This window comes from Thermoanaerobacter thermocopriae JCM 7501 (assembly GCF_001310975.1).
Taxonomy (GTDB): Bacteria; Bacillota; Thermoanaerobacteria; order Thermoanaerobacterales; family Thermoanaerobacteraceae; genus Thermoanaerobacter; species Thermoanaerobacter thermocopriae.
Map to the genome: position 1 here is coordinate 43,200 of NZ_BAZY01000003.1, position 19,899 is coordinate 63,098.

10 protein-coding genes and 8 pseudogenes are annotated in these 19,899 nt (G+C 34.7%); 1 reads left to right on the top strand and 17 read right to left on the bottom strand.

The genetic code is table 11. The features are described from left to right. Positions 1 to 447: 447 nt before the first annotated feature. The 17 genes and pseudogenes from JCM7501_RS01860 to JCM7501_RS01940 form a co-directional block, all read right to left on the bottom strand. A complete protein-coding gene (locus JCM7501_RS01860) occupies positions 448 to 1,599 on the bottom strand; it encodes an amidohydrolase (RefSeq protein ID WP_013149921.1) in 1,152 nt (383 codons plus the stop codon). A 129-nt stretch (positions 1,600 to 1,728) separates the two neighbouring features. Continuing rightward, the gene (locus JCM7501_RS01865) at positions 1,729 to 2,409 is read right to left on the bottom strand and encodes a TVP38/TMEM64 family protein (protein WP_028991793.1); all 681 of its coding nucleotides are present in this window, start codon (positions 2,407 to 2,409) and stop codon (positions 1,729 to 1,731) included. Positions 2,410 to 2,428: 19 nt separating this feature from the next. Continuing rightward, a complete protein-coding gene (locus JCM7501_RS01870) occupies positions 2,429 to 2,704 on the bottom strand; it encodes a hypothetical protein (protein ID WP_028991794.1) in 276 nt (91 codons plus the stop codon). Positions 2,705 to 2,854: 150 nt separating this feature from the next. Further along, a pseudogene (locus JCM7501_RS15710) lies at positions 2,855 to 3,545 on the bottom strand (copper amine oxidase N-terminal domain-containing protein). A gap of 89 nt (positions 3,546 to 3,634) precedes the next feature. Then, positions 3,635 to 5,773: a Tex family protein gene (locus tag JCM7501_RS01880; RefSeq protein WP_028991796.1), complete on the bottom strand. Its 2,139-nt coding sequence runs from the start codon at positions 5,771 to 5,773 to the stop codon at positions 3,635 to 3,637. A 52-nt stretch (positions 5,774 to 5,825) separates the two neighbouring features. Next, a protein-coding gene (gene prfB, locus JCM7501_RS01885) for a peptide chain release factor 2 (RefSeq protein ID WP_245599047.1) occupies positions 5,826 to 6,933 on the bottom strand; the annotation gives its coding sequence in 2 pieces (ribosomal slippage) (positions 5,826 to 6,863 and positions 6,865 to 6,933; 1,107 coding nt in all). Positions 6,934 to 6,948: 15 nt separating this feature from the next. Beyond that, positions 6,949 to 9,640, bottom strand: a pseudogene (secA, locus tag JCM7501_RS01890) (preprotein translocase subunit SecA). 443 nt (positions 9,641 to 10,083) lie between these two features. Next, positions 10,084 to 10,583, bottom strand: a pseudogene (locus tag JCM7501_RS01895) (ECF transporter S component). Positions 10,584 to 10,694: 111 nt separating this feature from the next. Then, positions 10,695 to 11,207, bottom strand: a complete 513-nt coding sequence (locus JCM7501_RS01900; protein ID WP_012994641.1) for a transcription repressor NadR — start codon at positions 11,205 to 11,207, stop codon at positions 10,695 to 10,697. After that, positions 11,191 to 11,756 (bottom strand): annotated as a pseudogene (locus JCM7501_RS01905) (DUF5317 domain-containing protein). The gene JCM7501_RS01900 and the pseudogene JCM7501_RS01905 overlap by 17 nt, the downstream one beginning before the upstream one ends. After that, a pseudogene (locus tag JCM7501_RS01910) lies at positions 11,746 to 13,018 on the bottom strand (HD-GYP domain-containing protein). Before JCM7501_RS01910 ends, JCM7501_RS01905 begins: the two co-directional pseudogenes overlap by 11 nt. 221 nt (positions 13,019 to 13,239) lie before the next feature. Further along, the gene (locus JCM7501_RS01915; RefSeq protein WP_012994638.1) at positions 13,240 to 13,881 is read right to left on the bottom strand and encodes a hypothetical protein; all 642 of its coding nucleotides are present in this window, start codon (positions 13,879 to 13,881) and stop codon (positions 13,240 to 13,242) included. 128 nt (positions 13,882 to 14,009) lie between these two features. Then, positions 14,010 to 14,555 (bottom strand): ribosome hibernation-promoting factor, HPF/YfiA family, encoded by a 546-nt coding sequence (hpf, locus tag JCM7501_RS01920; RefSeq protein WP_013149912.1) that lies wholly within the window; start codon positions 14,553 to 14,555, stop codon positions 14,010 to 14,012. 105 nt (positions 14,556 to 14,660) lie between these two features. Further along, a pseudogene (locus JCM7501_RS01925) lies at positions 14,661 to 15,381 on the bottom strand (amino acid ABC transporter ATP-binding protein). Then, positions 15,368 to 16,029, bottom strand: a pseudogene (locus tag JCM7501_RS01930) (amino acid ABC transporter permease). Before JCM7501_RS01930 ends, JCM7501_RS01925 begins: the two co-directional pseudogenes overlap by 14 nt. A gap of 67 nt (positions 16,030 to 16,096) precedes the next feature. After that, positions 16,097 to 16,878, bottom strand: a pseudogene (locus JCM7501_RS01935) (transporter substrate-binding domain-containing protein). A 335-nt stretch (positions 16,879 to 17,213) separates the two neighbouring features. Further along, a complete protein-coding gene (locus JCM7501_RS01940; RefSeq protein WP_028991802.1) occupies positions 17,214 to 17,411 on the bottom strand; it encodes a zinc-ribbon domain-containing protein in 198 nt (65 codons plus the stop codon). Positions 17,412 to 17,620: 209 nt separating this feature from the next. Here JCM7501_RS01940 and JCM7501_RS01945 point away from each other — a divergent pair, with 209 nt between their 5' ends. Then, positions 17,621 to 19,714: a methyl-accepting chemotaxis protein gene (locus JCM7501_RS01945; protein WP_028991803.1), complete on the top strand. Its 2,094-nt coding sequence runs from the start codon at positions 17,621 to 17,623 to the stop codon at positions 19,712 to 19,714. The last annotated feature ends 185 nt before the right edge of the window (positions 19,715 to 19,899 follow it).

The window sequence follows — 19,899 nt, forward strand, 5'->3', positions numbered from 1 at the left end:
AAAGACCTTGTCCACAAGCGTTCCATGTTTCGTACCTCCTCAGAATAAAATATCACTTTCACAACCAGAGTATACATGCTAAAGTTAGCTCCAAGTCAATATCCCTTTTGAAATTTGGTCCGTGTCAAGTTTTCTTAGGTAAATTTTTTGTGCTAGACCCTTGGCTCCGTTATCTCTTTTAAAACATATGTTATCCAGGGCCTTCCTGCAAATCTCCCTTCCAAAATCGGTAGCAAAACTTCCAGTACTTGACTCATCCTGTCTCCACCTTCTATTGTCCATCTGCAACTATGGCGTTTCATTACTCTAGCTATGTTTACTGTATTTGCCCCTCAAGGAATAAATAAAAATAAATCATATAATTTCAGAATGCATAAAATTTTTTAAATTACAAAATTTATGAGGCTATTTATTTAGACTCCTCTAAATAAACAGCCTCATGACAACTTAAACTTTATGCACTAATTTCCCATTAATAAATACATATTTCGTCCTTGTCTTTACTTCCAACGGATTTCCATCAAAGACTACAATATCAGCATCTTTTCCCTTTTCAATACTTCCTACTCTATCATCAACTCCTAAAATTTTCGCAGGATTTATAGTAATGGCTTTTAAAGCCTCCATTTCATCCATGCCTTCTTTTACAGCTAAAGCAGCACATAGAGGTAAGTAATTAATAGGTATTACAGGATGGTCCGTCATTATTGCAACTGTAAGTCCCGCTTTTGAAAGAATTCCTGCTGTCTTAAAACTTAAATTTACAAGCTCAATCTTTGACCTTTCAGACAATGAAGGCCCCACAATAACCTTAACATTTTCTTTCACCAATTCATCAACAATTAAATGGCCATCAGTACAATGGTCAATAGTTATATCTACATTAAATTCTTTTGCAATTCTTAAAGCAGTAAAAATATCATCTGCTCTATGAGCATGAGCTTTTATAGGAATTTCTCTCTTTAACACTTTTACCAATGCTTCAAGGCCTAAGTCCCTTTCAGGCTTTTTGTCTTCTTCTGCCTGTTCCATTTTTTCCATATATTCTTGGGCTTTTATAAGCTCTTGCCTTAAAAGAGCCGCAACTGCCATTCTAGTTGAAGGCATTTTATGCTGTTCATGATAAACAGATTTAGGATTTTCTCCAAAAGCAACTTTTACAGCTGCCGGTTCTTTTACTATCATATCATCTATTCTTTTACCATAAGTTTTTATAACTGCAAATTGTCCTCCTATAACATTGGCACTGCCAGGACCTGTCGCAACTGTCGTAACCCCTGCTTGATAAGCCTCCTCAAAGTATTTATCCATTGGATTTATTCCATCAATCGCTCTAAGCTGTGGAGTTACAGGGTCTGTCGCTTCATTCCCATCTGCTCCTTCAAACCCCACAGCATTTTCCCACATTCCAAGATGACAATGAGCATCAATCAAACCCGGCATAACTGTTAAACCTTGTACATTAATAACTTCTGCATCTAAAGGAGCAATTAAATTTTCTCCAACATCAGCAATTTTTCCATTATCAATGAGTACATCTCCTTTTTCATAGATTTTTCCTGCCATAGTCAAGACTTTTCCACCTTTTAATAAATACATATAATTCCCCCCTGAGTTCGTTATATATTAAACATTATAGCATAAAGACACAATTTCATGAAATCACTACCCTTTGTAAAATAATTCCACTAAACTTTTCTGTCCAGACATGTCAAAATATTATCTTTTTTAAAGTTTGTTTAACTTTTCCATTATGAAATCTTTCTTATAAAGCCCTATTAAAAACAATATTACTGCAATAGCAGCTACTAATGCCGCCATAAAATAATTTTTGCTTCCCAAATTCGCACCTATATAAGTTGAAAAAAATATGCCTGGCAGTCTCGCAAAAAGAGTAATGATAAAAAAATTGTAAAATTTAACCGGTGTAATTCCTGCAATATAGGAAAGGGCATCTTTTGGTATTCCCGGAATAAAAAATAACAAAAAAAGAACTGTCTCTCCTTTGGGGTTATTTATAATATAATCAAATTTTTTTAAATTTTCCTCTGAAACAATACTTTTCACAAATTTATAACCTAAACCTCTCGCTATTAAAAAGCAAATAAGAGAACCTATGGTAATACCTATGACAGAATAAAAAGTACCCAATAAAGTCCCAAAAATGTATCCTCCTGCAATTTGCACTATTTCTCCCGGTATGGCAAATATAACTACTTGAAGTATTTGAACTCCTATAAATACAATAACACTAAACTTATCAAAGCTGTGTATCCACTGCCTAAATTCATAAGGGTTGTCAATTAACAAAACAAAATCCCTTCCAAAAGTCGTCATAATAACCACTAGGGTAATAGCAAAAATGACTATTAAAAATAAATTTATTACATAAGTCTTGTGCATTTTCATTCATTTACACCTCAATTTTTTATCCATTTCTCTTTTTTATTTTTACAAAATAATCGTAAAGTTGCGAAACAGCCTTACCAGCATAATTCAAATATTCCCTTCCCTTCCCACATACAAAAGGTAACACGCGTTTTCCATACTTTTTCCCTGCTCCTAACATAAGCCCTGTCCCTATGCCATATATAATAATTTTTCTAATAGACCTTTTAACAACATTTTGAGAGCCCGGGCCAAAAATACCAAAGATAAATCCGACTTTATCTTTATTACCTCCAACCCATTTGGCTTTTGGCATTTTTCTCCCCCCATTTTATTCAAAAATTACGGTCCTATGTTTGTAATTTTATTATAGGATTCATCCAAATTTATGTCAATAAAAGCACTATCTATGCAAAAAACCGGCATTTTACTGCCGGCTTCTAAATATCTAATTGCCTATGTATTTTTAATCATTTTCCTCTACTTCTTCATTGGTACCATATACACTGTTTGAAACTGTCTCATCTGTATTTGCATACACATCTTGAGATACTGTACTTTCTTCATTATTTTCTATCTCCGTTTGATCTCCTTCTTCAATTTCTATATCTTCCTCTTCTTCAATTTCTATATCTCCTGTTTCTTCATTATAATTTACTTTTGCTCCAAAAATCTCTAATATGAACCTAAGGGGTACAAAGGTTCTATTGCTTATTTCCATCGCTGGAACCTCTAAAGTATCTTCTTTACCATTTATCAAAACTTTTGATTCACCTAAAACAAGTTGAATTGTTATATCGCCTTTGGTAATAGTAACTGTCTTGGTTTCTTCGTCCCAGTCCACTTTTGCTCCAAAACCATTCATTATAGCCCGCACAGATTAAGGTTCTTCCTTCTTTTATCACTGGAGGTATATCAAACTTTATCTCTTTTTTATTGACAGATACCTTGCCTTTAAATTCCTTAGCTTTCACGCTAGCTTCTAATTGTGTCTGCGTTTGAACTTCTACCTTATTTTTAGTGTTTCCCTTTGCCTTTAGTGTAGTTTGGGCTTTTACATTGACTTGATGTTTTACCTTATCAGGTTTTGCATAAACTGTTAAAACAGAGGAAAAAATTAACAACCCCGTCAATACAAAAGCTAGTATTTTTTTCATATACTCTTCCTCCTTTGTTGATTTATTTTATTTTCACTACATAATTCGGAAGAAAAAATGAATTTTTAGGGGGTACACTTAAAAAATTTTTATTTCATTGAAAGAGAAATTCGATTTCTCTCAAGGTCAACACTTAAAACTTTCACTTTTACAATGTCACCCACTGCAACTACATCAAGAGGATGTTTTATGTAGCTTTGAGACATCTCAGAAATGTGGACAAGGCCATCAGTATGAACCCCTATATCTACAAAACAGCCAAAATCAGTAACATTCCTAACTGTTCCCATTAGCTCCATCCCTGGTTTCAGCTCATTTATAGTCATTACATCAGACCTTAAAATGGGCTTGGGTAAGTCTTCTCTTGGGTCTCTTCCAGGTTTTTTAAGCTCTGAAACTATGTCGTAAAGTGTAGGAAGTCCTATATCGTATTCCTCTGAAATCCTCTCTAACCCGTATTCTTCTAAAGAATTAGCAAAGTCTTTTAACCTTTTTCTATCTAATGTTTCTTTTTTATATCCAAATTTTTTCAAAAGTTTTTCCAAAGTTTCGTAACGCTCTGGATGAACTGCTGTTGAATCAAAAATATTGTCTCCCTCCAAAATCCTCAAAAAACCGGCACATTGTGTAAAAGTGGCTTCTCCTAATCTCTTTACATTTTTAAGCTGTTCCCTACTTGTAAATTTCCCTATTTGATTTCTATATTCTACAATATTCTTGGCAATAGCAGTATTTATCCCTGAAACGTATTTTAAAAGAGATACTGACGCAGTGTTTAAATCAACTCCTACGCTGTTTACACAATCTTCTACAACACCGTTTAAAGCTTCTCCCAGCTTTTTCTGGTCTACATCGTGTTGATACTGTCCTACCCCGATAGACTTTGGATCGATTTTTACAAGCTCTGCTAAGGGATCTTGAAGCCTCCTTGCTAGTGATATAGCACCTCTTAAACTTACGTTTATGTCAGGAAATTCTTCTGTACCTATTGGAGAAGCAGAATAAACCGATGCACCTGCTTCATTCACTATCACATACTTTACCTCTCTTGAAAGCTCCTTTATAAGGTCCGCTATAAACATTTCGCTTTCTCTTGAGGCAGTTCCATTCCCCAAAGCGATTAAAGTGACATTGTATTTTTCTATTAGCTCTTTGAGCACTTTTTTAGAATTATCAATATCATTTTGAGGAGGGGTAGGATAGATTGTTGCAGTATCTAAAAGCTTTCCTGTTTCATCCACAATGGCAATCTTACACCCTGTTCTATACGCCGGGTCAAACCCCATAACAACATGTCCTTTTATTGGGGGCTGAAGTAAAAGGCTTTTTAGATTTTCTTTAAAGACTATTATCGCTTTTTCTTCTGCTTTTTCTGTGAGAGCATTCCTTATTTCTCTCTCTATTGAAGGTGCAATAAGCCTTTTGTAGGAATCTTCAATTGCCCTTTTATAATACTCTGCAAATATTGAAGCTTTATTTACTTTTGATTCTATAAGCCTATTTATTATCCTTTCACTATCTACCTCAATTTTTACAGATATGTATTTTTCCCTTTCTGCCCTGTTTATCGCAAGAATCCTATGAGGCGGTATTGTCTTTACAGCTTCTTTATAGTCATAATACATTTCATAGGGAGATTTTTCTTTTTTCAGCGCTTGTGTCACTATAATTCCGTTATTCCATGTAAAATTCCTTATGTATTTTCTTATCTCAGCGTCATCAGATATATCCTCTGCAATTATATCCATTGCTCCTTGGTATGCTTCTTCAACTGTTAGAACATTTTCATTAAGATAAGGCTTTGCGTATTCCTTTACATCCCCATTCATTACTTCATTTGAAGAAATAATCTTTGCAAGAGGCTCCAAGCCTTTTTCTTTAGCAATGGTCGCCCTTGTCCTTCTTTTTGGCCTAAAAGGTCTGTATATGTCCTCTACCTCTTGTAAAGTTGTAGCATTCTCTATCTTTTCTTTTATCTCCTCTGTCAATTTTCCCTGCTCATCAATAAGCCTTATTGTATCCTGTTTTTTCTCTTCAAGGTTTCTCAAATATGTGAGGCGCTCATAAAAATTTCTCAACACCTCATCTGACAAACTTCCTGTCGCTTCTTTTCTGTACCTTGCAATAAAAGGAATTGTATTCCCTTCATCAATAAGTTTTATAGTGTTTTCCACCTGAAAATCTTTCAAACCAAATTCTCTTTTTAATGCCTCTTTTATTCTATCCATGACTTACTCCTTTCTCGTAAAATACATAGCTTAAATTTAAAGGGATACCTTTTTAAGATATCCCTTGTGATTTCTGTTTGAGATAAGCATTTATGAAATCGTCTATCTCTCCATCCATCACTGCCTGAACGTTTCCCACCTCAAAATTTGTTCTGTGGTCCTTAACAAGGGTATAGGGTTGAAAAACATACGACCTTATTTGATTACCCCATGCCGCTTCTTTGTGCTCTCCTTTTAAATCTTCGATTTTTTCCTTCTTCTCTTTCATCATAAGGTCCAAAAGTTTTGCTTTAAGCATTTTCATTGCTGTCTCTCTGTTTTGAATCTGTGACCTCTCATTTTGGCAAGAAACCACTATCCCTGTAGGAAGATGAGTAATTCTTACGGCAGACTCTGTTTTGTTTACATACTGTCCTCCTGCACCCGAAGCTCTATATGTGTCAATCCTTAAGTCCTCAGGCCTTATTTCAACTTCAATATCATCTTCTAATTCAGGAAGTACTTCCACTAGTGCAAAGGAAGTATGCCTTCTACCCGCCGCATCAAAAGGAGATATCCTCACAAGGCGGTGAACACCAGCCTCTGATTTAAGATACCCATAGGCAAAAGGTCCTTTTATCATTAAAGTGACACTTTTGATGCCTGCCTCTTCTCCTTGCAAATAATCCAAAGTTTCCACATCAAAGCCTTTGTCATTAGCCCATCTCGTATACATGCGAAGTAACATTTCAGCCCAATCTTGAGCCTCTGTACCGCCTGAACCTGCGTGAATAGAGAGTATAGCATTATTTTTGTCATAGGGACCATTGAGAAGAGTTTTTATTTTTAAATCTTCAAGCTTTTTCTTCAGCTCTTTGTACTCTTTGTCTACTTCCTCAGTTATCGATTCATCTCTTTCTTCCAGTCCCAATTCAATGAGAGTAGTCAAATCTTCCCATTTTCTCACAAGTGAATTATACTCTTCTAGCAACTCTTTTAATTCTTTTTGTCTCTTAGCTAATTCTTGAGATTTTTTAATATCATTCCAAAAATCTGGGTCAGCCATTTCCTTATCTATTTCCTCTATCTCTCTTTTGACACCTTCTATGTCAAAGAGAAACCCCCATTTCTTTTATTTCTTCAAACATTTTTGAAACTTCAGCCTTATAATCCTGTAACAAACTGCATCTCTCCTTTTAATATTTTAGATTAGCGCCACAGCAATATTTATATTTTTTCCCACTGCCACAAGGACAGGGGTCATTTCTGCCAATTTTTTTGCCTTTAACAACAGGTTGCTTTTTTTCTTGGATACCTGCATTCGTAAAAACAGGTTTTGCTACTTGCTCTCTTTGAATCATATTGTTTTTATCTATTTGAATGTGATATAAAAATTTCACAGTCTCTTCTTGTATGCTTTGTACCAAGTCTTCAAACATGTCAAAAGCTATTTTTTTGTATTCAATAAGAGGGTCTACCTGTCCATAAGCTCTCAAGCCTATTCCCTGACGCAATTGATCCATTTCATCTATATGTCCATCCACTTAGTATCTACCACTCTTAAAAGAACTATCCGTTCAAGTTCCCTCATTTGCTCTGGACCAATTTCAGCTTCTTTTTTCTCGTATTGTTTTACAGCTTCTTCATATATTATGTTAGTTAAAACTTCTTTGTCAAGTCTGTCTATATCGACATCAATAACTACGCTGTCTTTTTCAAGGAACATGTCATAAAGATAGTCTAGCAATCCTTTTATATCCCATTCTTCAGGATATTTACTTCCTGCAGTGTATACCTCAACATTTCTCTCTATTATACTTCTTATCATGTCAAAAATTGATTCTTTTAAGTTTTCACCCTCAAGTACCTTTCTCCTTTGGGCGTATATTATCTCTCTTTGTTTGTTCATTACATCGTCATACTGTAAGACATGTTTTCTAGTGTCAAAATTTATACCCTCTACTTTTTTCTGAGCCTGCTCAATTTGTTTTGTCAAAATCTTATGCTCTATAGGCTGGTCATCGTCTATGCCCAGGGTGTCCATCATGTTTTTTACCCTTTCTGAACCAAAAAGTCTCATAAGGTCGTCTTCTAAGGATATATAAAATCTCGTTTCTCCCGGATCTCCTTGACGTCCTGCACGTCCTCTTAACTGGTTGTCAATTCTCCTAGCTTCATGCCTTTCAGTCCCTATAATGTAAAGCCCCCCTAGCTTTACAACCTCATCGTGTTCTCTTTCAGTCTCTTTCTTGGCCTCTTCCAGAAGCTCAAAATATCTTTCTCGGGCTTTTTTAACTTCCTCGCCTGAAATAGGTCCATATCCCGCAGCTTCATTAATAATTTCTTTTGAGTACCCCTCCTCAAGCATCTTTTTCTTTGCTATAAATTCAGGATTTCCTCCCAACAGTATATCAGTACCACGACCTGCCATGTTTGTTGCAATTGTAACCGCTCCTTTTCTCCCCGCCTGCGCTATTATTTCCGCCTCTTTTTCGTGATACTTTGCATTTAACACTTGATGAGGTATGCCGCGCTTTTTTAACATTGCACTTAATTTTTCTGATTTTTCAATAGAAATCGTGCCGACTAAAACAGGTTGCCCTTTCTTGTGATGCTCCACAATATCCTCAACAACAGCTCTAAACTTAGCCTCTTCAGTTTTGTATATCACATCAGGATGATCTATCCTTATCATTGGCTTGTTAGTGGGTATTACAACGACATCTAAACCATAAATTGCTCTAAATTCTTGTTCTTCAGTTTGAGCTGTACCCGTCATGCCGGCTAACTTTTTATACATTCTAAAGTAATTCTGGAAAGTAATGGTAGCTAAAGTCTTGCTTTCCCTCTCTACTTTGACACCTTCTTTTGCCTCAATAGCCTGATGAAGACCTTCGCTGTATCTTCTTCCAAACATGAGCCTGCCAGTAAATTCATCCACTATAATACTTGACCGTCTTTTACTACATAATCTATATCCTTTTTCATTATTGCATGAGCTTTTAAAGCCTGATTAATGTGATGAGAAATTTCCATGTTTTCAATATCTGCGAGATTTTTTATGCCAAAAAATTTTTCCGCTTTTACAACGCCTTTTTCAGTCAAACTTACAGTTTTCGCCTTTTCATCAACCACGTAGTCCTCATCTTTTTTAAGGGTTCTTACAAACCTGTCAGCTAATTTATACATGTCAGTTGATTTTTCTCCTACGCCTGATATGATAAGAGGAGTCCTCGCTTCATCTATCAATATGCTGTCTACCTCGTCCACTATAGCATAATTGAGCCCTCGTTGCACCATGTCTTCTTTATATATGACCATGTTGTCTCTTAGATAGTCAAATCCGAATTCATTGTTGGTCCCATAAGTTATATCTGCAGCATAAGCCTTTTTTCTTTCTTCTGGGCCCATATCATGGAGTATCACTCCAACGCTTAAACCTAAGAACTCGTATATTTTACCCATCCAATCGCGGTCTCTTTTTGCCAAGTAATCATTGACAGTTACAATGTGAACTCCTTTGCCCTCTAAAGCATTAAGATATGCAGGTAATGTCGCGACAAGGGTTTTTCCTTCACCAGTTTTCATTTCAGCGATACGCCCTTGGTGAAGGACAATGCCGCCTATCACCTGCACCTTAAAATGCTTCATTTTTAGGGTTCTCCACGCAGCTTCTCTTACCACTGCAAAAGCCTCAGGAAGTATATCATCAAGAGTTTCACCATTTTTTAATCTATTTTTAAACTCATCTGTTTTCGCCCTAAGTTCAGCATCTGTAAGTCTTGCCATTTGATCTTCATATGACAAAACCTTATCAACAATAGGTTCAAGTCTTCTAACTTCGCGTTCACTGTAGCTGCCAAATATTTTTTCAACTAAGCCCAACATTTTTATCACCTTCTAAGGTTATTAATCAACTATATATTATATCACTATGCAGTCTTTATGACAATAAAAAGCAGGTTTTTTCAAGAATATTTTACACTCTCTTCATACAATTTTTACAAAAAAGAACGTCTCAAAATTGAGGCGTTCTCATAGACTGTAGTCAAACTTTTTGAAAGTAGATATTTTGCATAAGGAGCGACTTGTGACAAAGCGCTAACAAAACTTAACGAGACCGAGGGTGGAGGCAGGGCCGAAGCCACGGATGGCGGAGGCGGGCACTAAGACAGGACGTCGAATGTGCCCGGAACCCTGCCGTAACCCGAAGGTCGAGTTTAGTTTTGTCGCTTTGGAACTCCGGAGCGACGATGCAAAATATCTACTTAAAAAATATCTGACTTTATCAACAATCTGAAAACACCACAATTTTGAAACGCTTTTTAAAGTTAATTTTTTGTACCTATTATCTTTAACTTCAAAATAGGATTTAATGCGTAAAATACCACTAATGCAATTACCGAATCTATTGTGTGGTGAAGTATAGTACCTACCCCTACCACCACAAAAGCTTTGTAAAAATCAAATCCAAAAGGCATCACAACAATAGCTTCTAAAACAGCGTGTATTGGAAGTGTAACAGCTAAAGCAACAGGGAAAGAATATCTTCTTTGCATCATTTTAGCTCCGACATAGCCAAACACCGCGTGAACCGCCGCCCTTGCTGCTATTACAGGTCCCAATTTTATTAAAAATCCTATCGCAGATACAACACCTACAAATACTGCTGTTGCAGGACTTATAAGCATTGCCAGCATCACAGTACATGGGATGCCAGTGTAGCTGAAAAAGGCGGAATAACTATCCCTAATACTCCTCCAAAAGCTAAAGGTATAACAAGTGCCAATGCTGCTAAAAGCCCTCCAATAGTAATCTCTCTTGTCTTCACGTTAAAACCCCCATTCTTTAGTTTTTACAATTATAGTATACACAGATGTATATACAGCTGTCAATAATAAAATAACCACTTTCCAAAAATTTTTAAAGTGGTTATAAATCATCATTCTATTAAAAAACCTTTTTGCTCTAATGCCTTTTGTATTCTGTCCAATACCTCTTCACTCTCCCCTTCAACAGTGTGAAGATGCACTCCATCCGTAAGAGAAGACAAAAGGGTTGCTTTTCCTTCCTTTACAAACTCCATGAATTTACTTACATCATACCTTGAAGAAAGCATTAAAAGCCCTTTTATCTCCCCATAGAAAGGATGTTCCACGATTACATCTAACACCTTTCCTCCATTGTCAACAATTAAATTTAGCTCCTCCTCTGTCCTGTCATATCCGTGTTTGACAGCAAAAACTCTTTTTACAGTGTTTTCTTTTACAGTGTCTATTATATAGCCTTGAGGGGTAGATAATATTTTAATCCCTTTAGCCCTTAAAATAGCTATATCTTGCACAATAACCTGCCTTGTAACACCAAATCTTTTGGCAAGGTCAGAGCCAGATATAGGCTCTTTAGCATTTTTTAAAATTTCAACTATTTTATCTCTTCTATCTTGTGCCGTCATGACTTTTCACCTTTTTAAGCATTGCATTTGTAACAAGTAAAAACGTACCGTCGCCATTATAAAATCTCCTATGCTAAAGGCTTTGGGCAGAGGATAAGGTTTGGGCAATACTAACACATCCGCTAAAAATTTTAACCGTGTAGAACTTTTCAAAACTTGGTGAGTAGCAATTCTATTTGCCTGAAGTTGTAGTATGAGATTATTAAGTCCCGCTGCCTTTAAAGCATCAATGGATACAGGCATTCTTCCTCCATTAGCAAATATTACAATAAAATTTAAAAACACTCCCACACTTATTATCCTAAAATACTTGTTATTTCTATTGTACCACAATCCTATGAAAAGTAAAAGATACACAAAGAAATGTATATAAGACTGGTATTTTATAACCTCATAAAATTTATTAGAAAGGTTTAACATGCCAAATTCCAAGACAAATGCCGCTATAAAAAGGCTGGGTTTTTTTATTTCAATATCAGCAATACCGCTGATTTTTCCTTTTTTTAAAGTCCCGTAAATTAAAGACACACCTAAGGAATCAAATATCATGCTTAAATTCCTCCCTGTGTTTTTCAAAAGCTTTTTTGAAAGCTTTTATTATTTTAGGGCTAAATTGTGTACCCTCATTTCCTACAATTATTTCATATGCTCCCTCTTGAGAAAAAGCCTTTCTGTAAGGTCTGTCCGAAACCAATGCATCAAAAACGTCTGCCAAAGAAAGTATTTGCGCTTCCAATGGTATTTCCTCACCTTTTATCCCGTCGGGATATCCATTTCCATTATACCATTCATGATGGTATTTTACCCACAAAGAAACCTCTTTTAACGCAGGCACTTCTTTTAATATTTCATAGCCTTTTTGAGGATGTTCTCTTATTATGCTTATCTTCATCACTTAATTTCCCAGGCTTATTTAAAACCTCTTCCTTCACTCCAATCTTTCCTATATCATGTAAAAGGGCTGCAATTTTCACCATTTCAGTGTGAGACTCACTGAAACCAAATTCTCTACAAAGCAAAGCTGCAATTTTTTCTACGTTTTTTGAATGACCAGCTGTATACTTGTCTTTTGCATCAAGAGCTTTTACCAAAACATTTATTGTGTCATAATAAGACTGTTTTGAGTCCATATAAAGCTTAAACATGTAGCGTATCATAAAAAGAGGTATAAAGAGTAAAATAAGACTTACATAGCCTATTCTTACAAAAGCCTCCGACATGATTATGCCTAAAAATGCAAGGAAGAGGAAGTTAGGGACCATCCATTTAATTTCTTTTGAAAAAATATATGTAAGTGATTTATCTGTTAAAAAAGACAAAAGTATTGCCACAACTGAAGTATTTAAAAGGTAATACACAATTGCTGCTAATATTGCAGATAAAAGGTGGTAGGGATATATATAATTACGTGGAATACCTCCAGCATATTCATATATTAAGCCACCAACACCAACACTTAAAGCTATTTGTGACATGTTAAACAAAGTTTTATAATAAGGGAAATTGAATATATGACGCACTCTACCATCTGCATATTTACTAATCTGAAAAGCAGTTCCTATACCTGCAATTAAAGCACCCTCATATGGTCCCAAAATTAAAAGTGCCATTAAGTCAACTGCAAAAGCTACCGACACAGTTACGTCTTTTGTTATATATATAGGCATTGATTCGGCTAGAGCAGCAAAAAAGCCAAATAAAATTATATCTATAATTCTATTTGTAGGAACGTTTAACATAGAATATACAATAAAAAATAGTCCCACTGTTATTATTATAGAAATATATATTTTTACTCTTTTGTTAAGCATAATAAACCTCCTATTTTCAATCTAAAAAACACCTCAAACCGCTTAACCCCACATTAAATTTGCTCCTCCTGCTAATGCAAGTGTCATTAAAACCAACAATACTTTTATAAATGTTGCTTTATTCACCCTGAAACCCCCCTTTGCTGTAAAAGCTCTTCTGCCCTTAGGCTTCAGGCGGCGCTACGCTAAAACAGTTTTTAAGCGGTTTGGGTGTTTAAAAACTAAAGGGATGTAATCGACATGACGCGCCTGTTAACGGCATCTAATGTGGCTTTTACCACAGCCTCTCCTTCATCTTTTTTTATAAGACATGAACCTGTTAGGAGTTCTTCCTGGTTATTTGTTACATGGGTAACCCCTATAACTATTATTCTGCTTTTGGCTATATTAAATATGTCGATATCTTCTAATAGAAATAAATGGTTTTTAGGAATCAATTTAGAAATAGAGTCTAGCGTAGCATTAGCAATTATTTTATACTTATTACTTGCAGTATTTGGTCCTTCAGCATACCCTTCAAAAACCTCATCACCTCTTGTGAGTATAACTCTCGCTTCACTGGTAAGACCATTATTTATAAAGGAATAACTTGAAAAAACAAGCCTGTGTTCTCCTTGAAGTTTTTCTCCAGTATCAATTTGCGCAACACTGATAATCTTGTAATTTATATCAATTTCAAACTGTGCCATTATGACAGATTGCACATCTCTTGCAATCTGCTTTGCATTCCTTGTACTATCAGCTAATACATGGATTTCAGTTATTTCACCATTTTCTGCAACAACTCTGCTTGATAATACTCCTTGAATTTTGTTTATGTATCCTTCCATTGAAGTCACCATATCTTTTGTTATTTCACCCATTATCTTCACACCCTATCAAAATTTGTACACACTTAAAATATATTCTATACAAAATTTAAAATTCCTTCTTTTTAGACAAAAAAATGGGGATAGAGCCCCCTCCCAATTTATTTATTTTTTATGTAGTTTTATTCTATCGGCTCTATCAGGCCATATTTGCCATCTTTTCTTTTGTATACGACATTTATGGTATCAGTATCGGCATTTGTAAATACAAAGAAGTTGTGTCCTAACAGATTCATCTGAAGAATTGCTTCCTCAGCTGACATAGGTTTTATAGGAAACCTTTTTGTTTTAACTATTTCAAAGGAAGTTTCTTCCTCTTCTTCCTTAGCTTCTTGATAAACAGGTGGAATCTCAAATCTTATTGACTCATTAGCACCAAATCTATTTTTAAGCTTTGTTTTGTGTTTAAGAATTTGTCTTTCTATTTTGTCTACGACCCTATCGATTGAACCATACATGTCATCGCTGACCTCTTCAGCTCTAAATATAATACCCTTAAAAGGTATTGTAATTTCTGCAATATGATGGTTTTTTTGTACGCTTAAAACTGTTCTCACTTCAGTATCCTCAGTAAAGTACTTGCTTAATTTGCTAACTTTTTTTACAACCGCATCCCTTAGTCCATCTGTAACAGCCATACCATTTTTACCACTTACTGTGATATTCATAGTATCAAACCCCTCTCATTATCCTTCTATTTAATATAATTCTACATAAAAAACAATATTCCTGCAATACGTGGAAACAAAAAAACACTCCTTCTCGGAGTGACTTTACAAAATCTTACTTATAAATTCCTTTGTCCTTTCATTTTTTGTATTGTAGAAAATATCTTCTGGCGTCCCTTCTTCAATTACCATTCCATCGTCCATAAAAATAACTCTATCTCCTACTTCCCTCGCAAAACCCATTTCATGAGTTACAACTACCATAGTCATCCCTTCATTTGCCAACCCTTTCATGACGTTTAAAACTTCTTTTACCATTTCAGGGTCAAGGCTGATGTGGCTCATCAAAAAGCATAATATCTGGCTGCATAGCCAATGCCCTTGCAATTGCAAGTCTCTGTTTTTGACCACCTGACAACTTAATAGGATACTCGTCTTTTTTATCTAAAAGCCCTACTTTTTCAAGTAAACCCAAAGCTATATTTTCAGCAGTTTTTTTGTCCATCCTCTTCACTTTAATAGGAGCTAACGTTACATTTTCAAGAGCCGTCAAGTGAGGAAATAAATTAAAGTGCTGAAAAACCATCCCTACTTTTTGTCTTATTTTATTGATATTTACTTTTCTGTCGTTTATTTTAATTCCTTCAATGTAGATTTCACCTCTAGTAGGCACTTCTAAAAGGTTTATACACCTTAAAAGGGTACTTTTTCCCGAACCGCTTGGTCCTATTATCACAACGACTTCTCCCTTATTTACGCTTAAGCTTACCCCTTTTAACACTTCTAAATTCCCAAAGGTTTTATATACTTCATTAACGCGTATCACCGGCTCTGAGCTCCTTTCAAAAATCCAAAGGAGCCTTGAAAAAATAAAGGTCATTATAAAATATATGGCAGCAATGATGATGTAAGGCTCGAAATACTTATAAGTAACGCTTTGTATAATATCTGCTTGCCTTGTAAGGTCTGCAAAACCTATAACTGATACAATTGCCGATTCTTTCAGCATCACAATAAATTCGTTTCCTAATGCAGGAAGAATATTTTTTATTGCCTGAGGAATTATAACATATCGCATCGCCATAGTATGAGTCATTCCAAGCGATCTAGCTGCCTCGTTTTGACCAGGGTCTACAGCTTGTATGCCTGCCCTTATAATCTCTGCAACATAGGCAGCGCTATTTATAGCAAGAGCAGAAACTCCTGCTATAAAAGCTGGTATATCTATTCCAAATTGCATAAGGCCGTTGTATATCAACAAGAGTTGTACCAAAAGAGGAGTACCTCTTATAATTTCAACATAGCTTGCACCTACAAAGCTTATTGGCTTTATAGAGGACATTTTAATAAGAGCAACAATCAGACCTAATATAACTCCTATAGTCACCGCTAAAAAGGTGAGTTTTAAAGTCATGAGAAGGCCACTTACAAATAAATGACTGTATTTTAGCATGCTCAAAAAATTTATACTCATAAAAATCTTCCTTTCTGCAAAATTTTAGTGGAGAACTATTTTAAAAATTCTCCACTAAATTTCATCATTACTTAAACCATTTATCTACAAGCTTATCATATTCGCCGCTTGCTTTTAAATCTTTTATCACTTCGTTTATTATATTCACTAATTCTTTATTTCCTTTAGCCACTGCAACAGCCATACCACCTTCCTCAGTGTTGAGTTCTTTCATGGAAAGTATCTTCATGTCTTTGTATTCTTTTAAATATGCATTTGCAACAGTATCCTCCAATACTATTGCATCACATCTGCCATTTTTTAAATCCATGAAGGCGTCTCCCACACGATTTAGCTGCTTCAAATTTACATCTGGTATTTTTTTAGCTGCTTCTTCAGAAGTGGTACCTATTTGCACTGCGACAGTTTTACCTTTTAAGTCATCAAACTTTAAAATCGGGCTATCATTTTTTACAACCACAACTTGTTGGCTGTTGTAATAAAGATCTGAAAAGTCAACATTTTCGGCTCTATCCGGGGTTGGAGTCATACCAGCAACTATCATATCTATACGCCCTGATTGAAGAGCTGGAATCAACCCTTTAAAGTCCATGTCCTTTATCTCTAGCTTTACACCTAATTTTTTTGCAATAGCATTTGCTATATCAATGTCAAAACCTACTATTGTATCTTTATTTCCTTCCACCTTATGAAACTCAAAAGGTGGAAAATCCGCACTTGTACCCATTACGATAACACCTTTTTGTTTGATTTTTCTAAGGTATTAGTAGGCTTACTGCCGCAACCAGCCAAAAATAAAGACAAAACGAGTGTTATTATTAAAAGCGCAGTAATTGATTTTTTATTCATTCTCCTTCTCCTCTCCTGTACATAAAAATTTTTTGAAATTATAAGTTATTCACATTACCATCTATAACGTTCAATGCATCATAGAATTCACTTTGATAATTATAATATCATGTGAATAAAATTTCAATAGTTTTTATATTAAAGACATAGTGGAATTTTTTTAGAGTTTTTATAGACGTTGTGAAATAAAAAGTTGTGGATAATGGGGATAAGTCTGTGAATAAGTTTTAAATTCGCTTTTAACAATGTGGAAAAAGTTCTGAAATACAAAAAAGACACCAAAACGGTGTCTTCTGTATAATCCTCTTTACTTTTCTTGCGAAAAAGTAAGGGGATTATCTCTCAATACCAAAAGCTTTCTTGTTTTTTCTAGCATTATATTGATGGTTTCTTCTTTTCTTTGCATCTCTGCAGGCTTTGCACCTTACAGGCTCATTTTGAAAGCCTTTCTCAGCATAAAACTGTTGTTCTCCCGCTGTCCACACAAACTCCTTTCCGCAATCTTTACAAACTATCATTTTGTCTTGATACATAACTAATAATCCCCTCACTTTTAATTTTTGATTTAATATAAGTGTATTATATCATCATAAACCTTAAATAGCAATAAAATTTTAATAAAATTTCTACGATATCAAAATACAAATTCCGACATTTTATTGTAAAATTCATCAAACAGTGGTATAATATATATACAACCGATTGCATAACTTTATTCATCCATTTTGGAGGTGTTTAACGAATGAAAAAGCAAAAAAGCTACTATAAGAAGGAGAAATTCAAACTAAGTTTAAAAATTCCTAAGGCAAACGTTAGACTAAAGTTTTTTAACAGTGCTAGTAGCATATTTGCTAAACTAATGACCTTCATAGCCTTTGTAATAATCGTTCCTCTTGTTTTCACTGGCTATATGTCTACAAGCAAGTCAGTAGAAATTTTACACGATACTATCAACATCTCTAATACAGATACATTAGGACTAATAAATAATTATGTAGACCTTTTCAAAAATGATATTGAAACTCAACTTATTATTCTCTCCACCAATCCTCAAATTCTAAATTTTAGGCAAAGAGATTTTGAAACCGATAAAAAGAATTTACAAGATCTATTTACAACCATTTTGAAGGCAAAAAGTACTAAAATATCTCTTATTTACCTTGCAACTCCAGATAAAAAAATAATTCAATCTCCTGACCTTCCCCTTGACCCCAACTATGACCCTACCAAACAGGAATGGTATAAAAAAGCTATCGAAAATCCAGATGCAATAATATGGACTGGCCCTTACAGTAATGATGGGACAAATGGTGGAGTAGTCACAGTGTCAAAAGCCGTTAGAAGTTCTTTGACTAATGTAGCTTCAGATATCGTGGGAGTTTTGGCATTTGACATAAATTTAGATTCTCTTTCTAATATGATTTCTTCTATAAAAGTAGGAAAAACAGGAAATGTGTACTTACTTTCTAATGAAGGCATTATAATCGCTGATAAAGATAAGAAAAATTTATTCTCCTACATAACAAAATACGATTACGGCAAAAAGATTCTCTCTATGCAAGAAGGAAGTTTTGAGTACAATGACAGTGGAACAAATAAATTTGCATCTGTAAAAACTTTAAATAATTTTGGTTGGAAAGCTGCAATAACCATGGATTCTTCAGAACTTGCTGAAAAAACTTCTCAAATAAAAGACAACACAATAATTTTTAGTTTAATAAGTCTTTTAATAGGAATATTAATAGCGTATTTCTTCTCAAAAAATATCACATCAAAAATAGGAAAAGTCATGACTGCAATGAATAAAGCTGCAAATGGCGATATGACGCAAAAAGTAGAAGTTAAATCAAATGATGAAATAGGTAAATTAGCTTCAAGTTTTAACATTATGATAGATGGTATAAAAAGGCTAGTAGCCGATGTATTATCTGCCGCAAATTCTGTATACGAATATTCTAAAAAAGTATCCTTTGCATCAAATAAAGCTGAGCAAATCACAAATGAAGTAGTTACAGCTATGGAAGAAATTGCAAAAGGTGCGCAGGAACAAGCAAAAGAAGCTGAAAAAGGTGCAACTATTACCAATTTATTAAGTCAAAATTTGGATGTGACAATGGAAAATTCAAAAAATATAAATAAAGAAACTACTTCTGTAATAAAAGCAGCAAATACTGGATTAGAAAATATAAAAGAATTAAGTGAAAAGACTAAAGTCACAGAACAAATGCACAGCAAAGTAAAAGAATCTACCTCCTACCTAAAGAAAAAATCTCATGAAATAGGAAAAATTGTTGAGACAATAACTACAATAGCCGATCAAACCAATCTTTTATCATTAAATGCTGCAATTGAAGCAGCCCGTGCAGGAGAAGCCGGTCGCGGTTTTGCCGTAGTAGCTGATGAAGTTAGAAAATTGGCTAATCAGTCTTCGGAAGCCGCTAAAAATATCGAAGCTATTATAAAAGAAATACAACAAAATATTGACGATACTTATAAAGTAGTAGAAGAAGCAAGTGCTTCTATAGAACAACAAAATGAATCTTTAGCAAAAACAGTTCACACTTTCTACGGCATTCAGCAAGCAGTAAATAGAATCGTAGAAGAACTTAATAAACTTAATGAATCAATGTTGAAAATTTCTCAAAGCAGAAGTGAAATGTTAGATTCGATACAAAATATCGCCGCAGTAACAGAAGAAGCTGCCGCTTCAACCGAAGAAATATCTTCCGCAACAGAAGAGCAAAAAACTGCAATAGAAGAAATATCAAAGTCCGCACAAGATTTGAGCAATATTGCAAACACATTGATGAGTATAATAAGCAAATTTAAAATATAAATGAGAGACTGTAAAAATTTTGTGAAGACTGATTAAAAACCTCTTTCTTGGCAAGAATTAGAATATATACAAAACCAAGAAGGAGGTTTTAAAAATATCACTATGTTGCCATTAGAAAAGATATACACTTTCATATTTATGGATGCCATCCATTTTGCTTGGAGTATTAAATGAGCTAAAAAACA

Coding starts and splice junctions, on each gene's coding strand:
- JCM7501_RS01860 (WP_013149921.1), bottom strand. CDS start 1,599: ATGTATTTATTAAAAGGTGGAAAAGTCTTGACTATGGCAGGAAAAATC.
- JCM7501_RS01865 (WP_028991793.1), bottom strand. CDS start 2,409: ATGAAAATGCACAAGACTTATGTAATAAATTTATTTTTAATAGTCATT.
- JCM7501_RS01870 (WP_028991794.1), bottom strand. CDS start 2,704: ATGCCAAAAGCCAAATGGGTTGGAGGTAATAAAGATAAAGTCGGATTT.
- JCM7501_RS01880 (WP_028991796.1), bottom strand. CDS start 5,773: ATGGATAGAATAAAAGAGGCATTAAAAAGAGAATTTGGTTTGAAAGAT.
- JCM7501_RS01900 (WP_012994641.1), bottom strand. CDS start 11,207: ATGACGGCACAAGATAGAAGAGATAAAATAGTTGAAATTTTAAAAAAT.
- JCM7501_RS01915 (WP_012994638.1), bottom strand. CDS start 13,881: ATGGGTGAAATAACAAAAGATATGGTGACTTCAATGGAAGGATACATA.
- hpf (WP_013149912.1), bottom strand. CDS start 14,555: ATGAATATCACAGTAAGTGGTAAAAATGGTATGGCTGTTACAGATGGA.
- JCM7501_RS01940 (WP_028991802.1), bottom strand. CDS start 17,411: ATGTATCAAGACAAAATGATAGTTTGTAAAGATTGCGGAAAGGAGTTT.
- JCM7501_RS01945 (WP_028991803.1), top strand. CDS start 17,621: ATGAAAAAGCAAAAAAGCTACTATAAGAAGGAGAAATTCAAACTAAGT.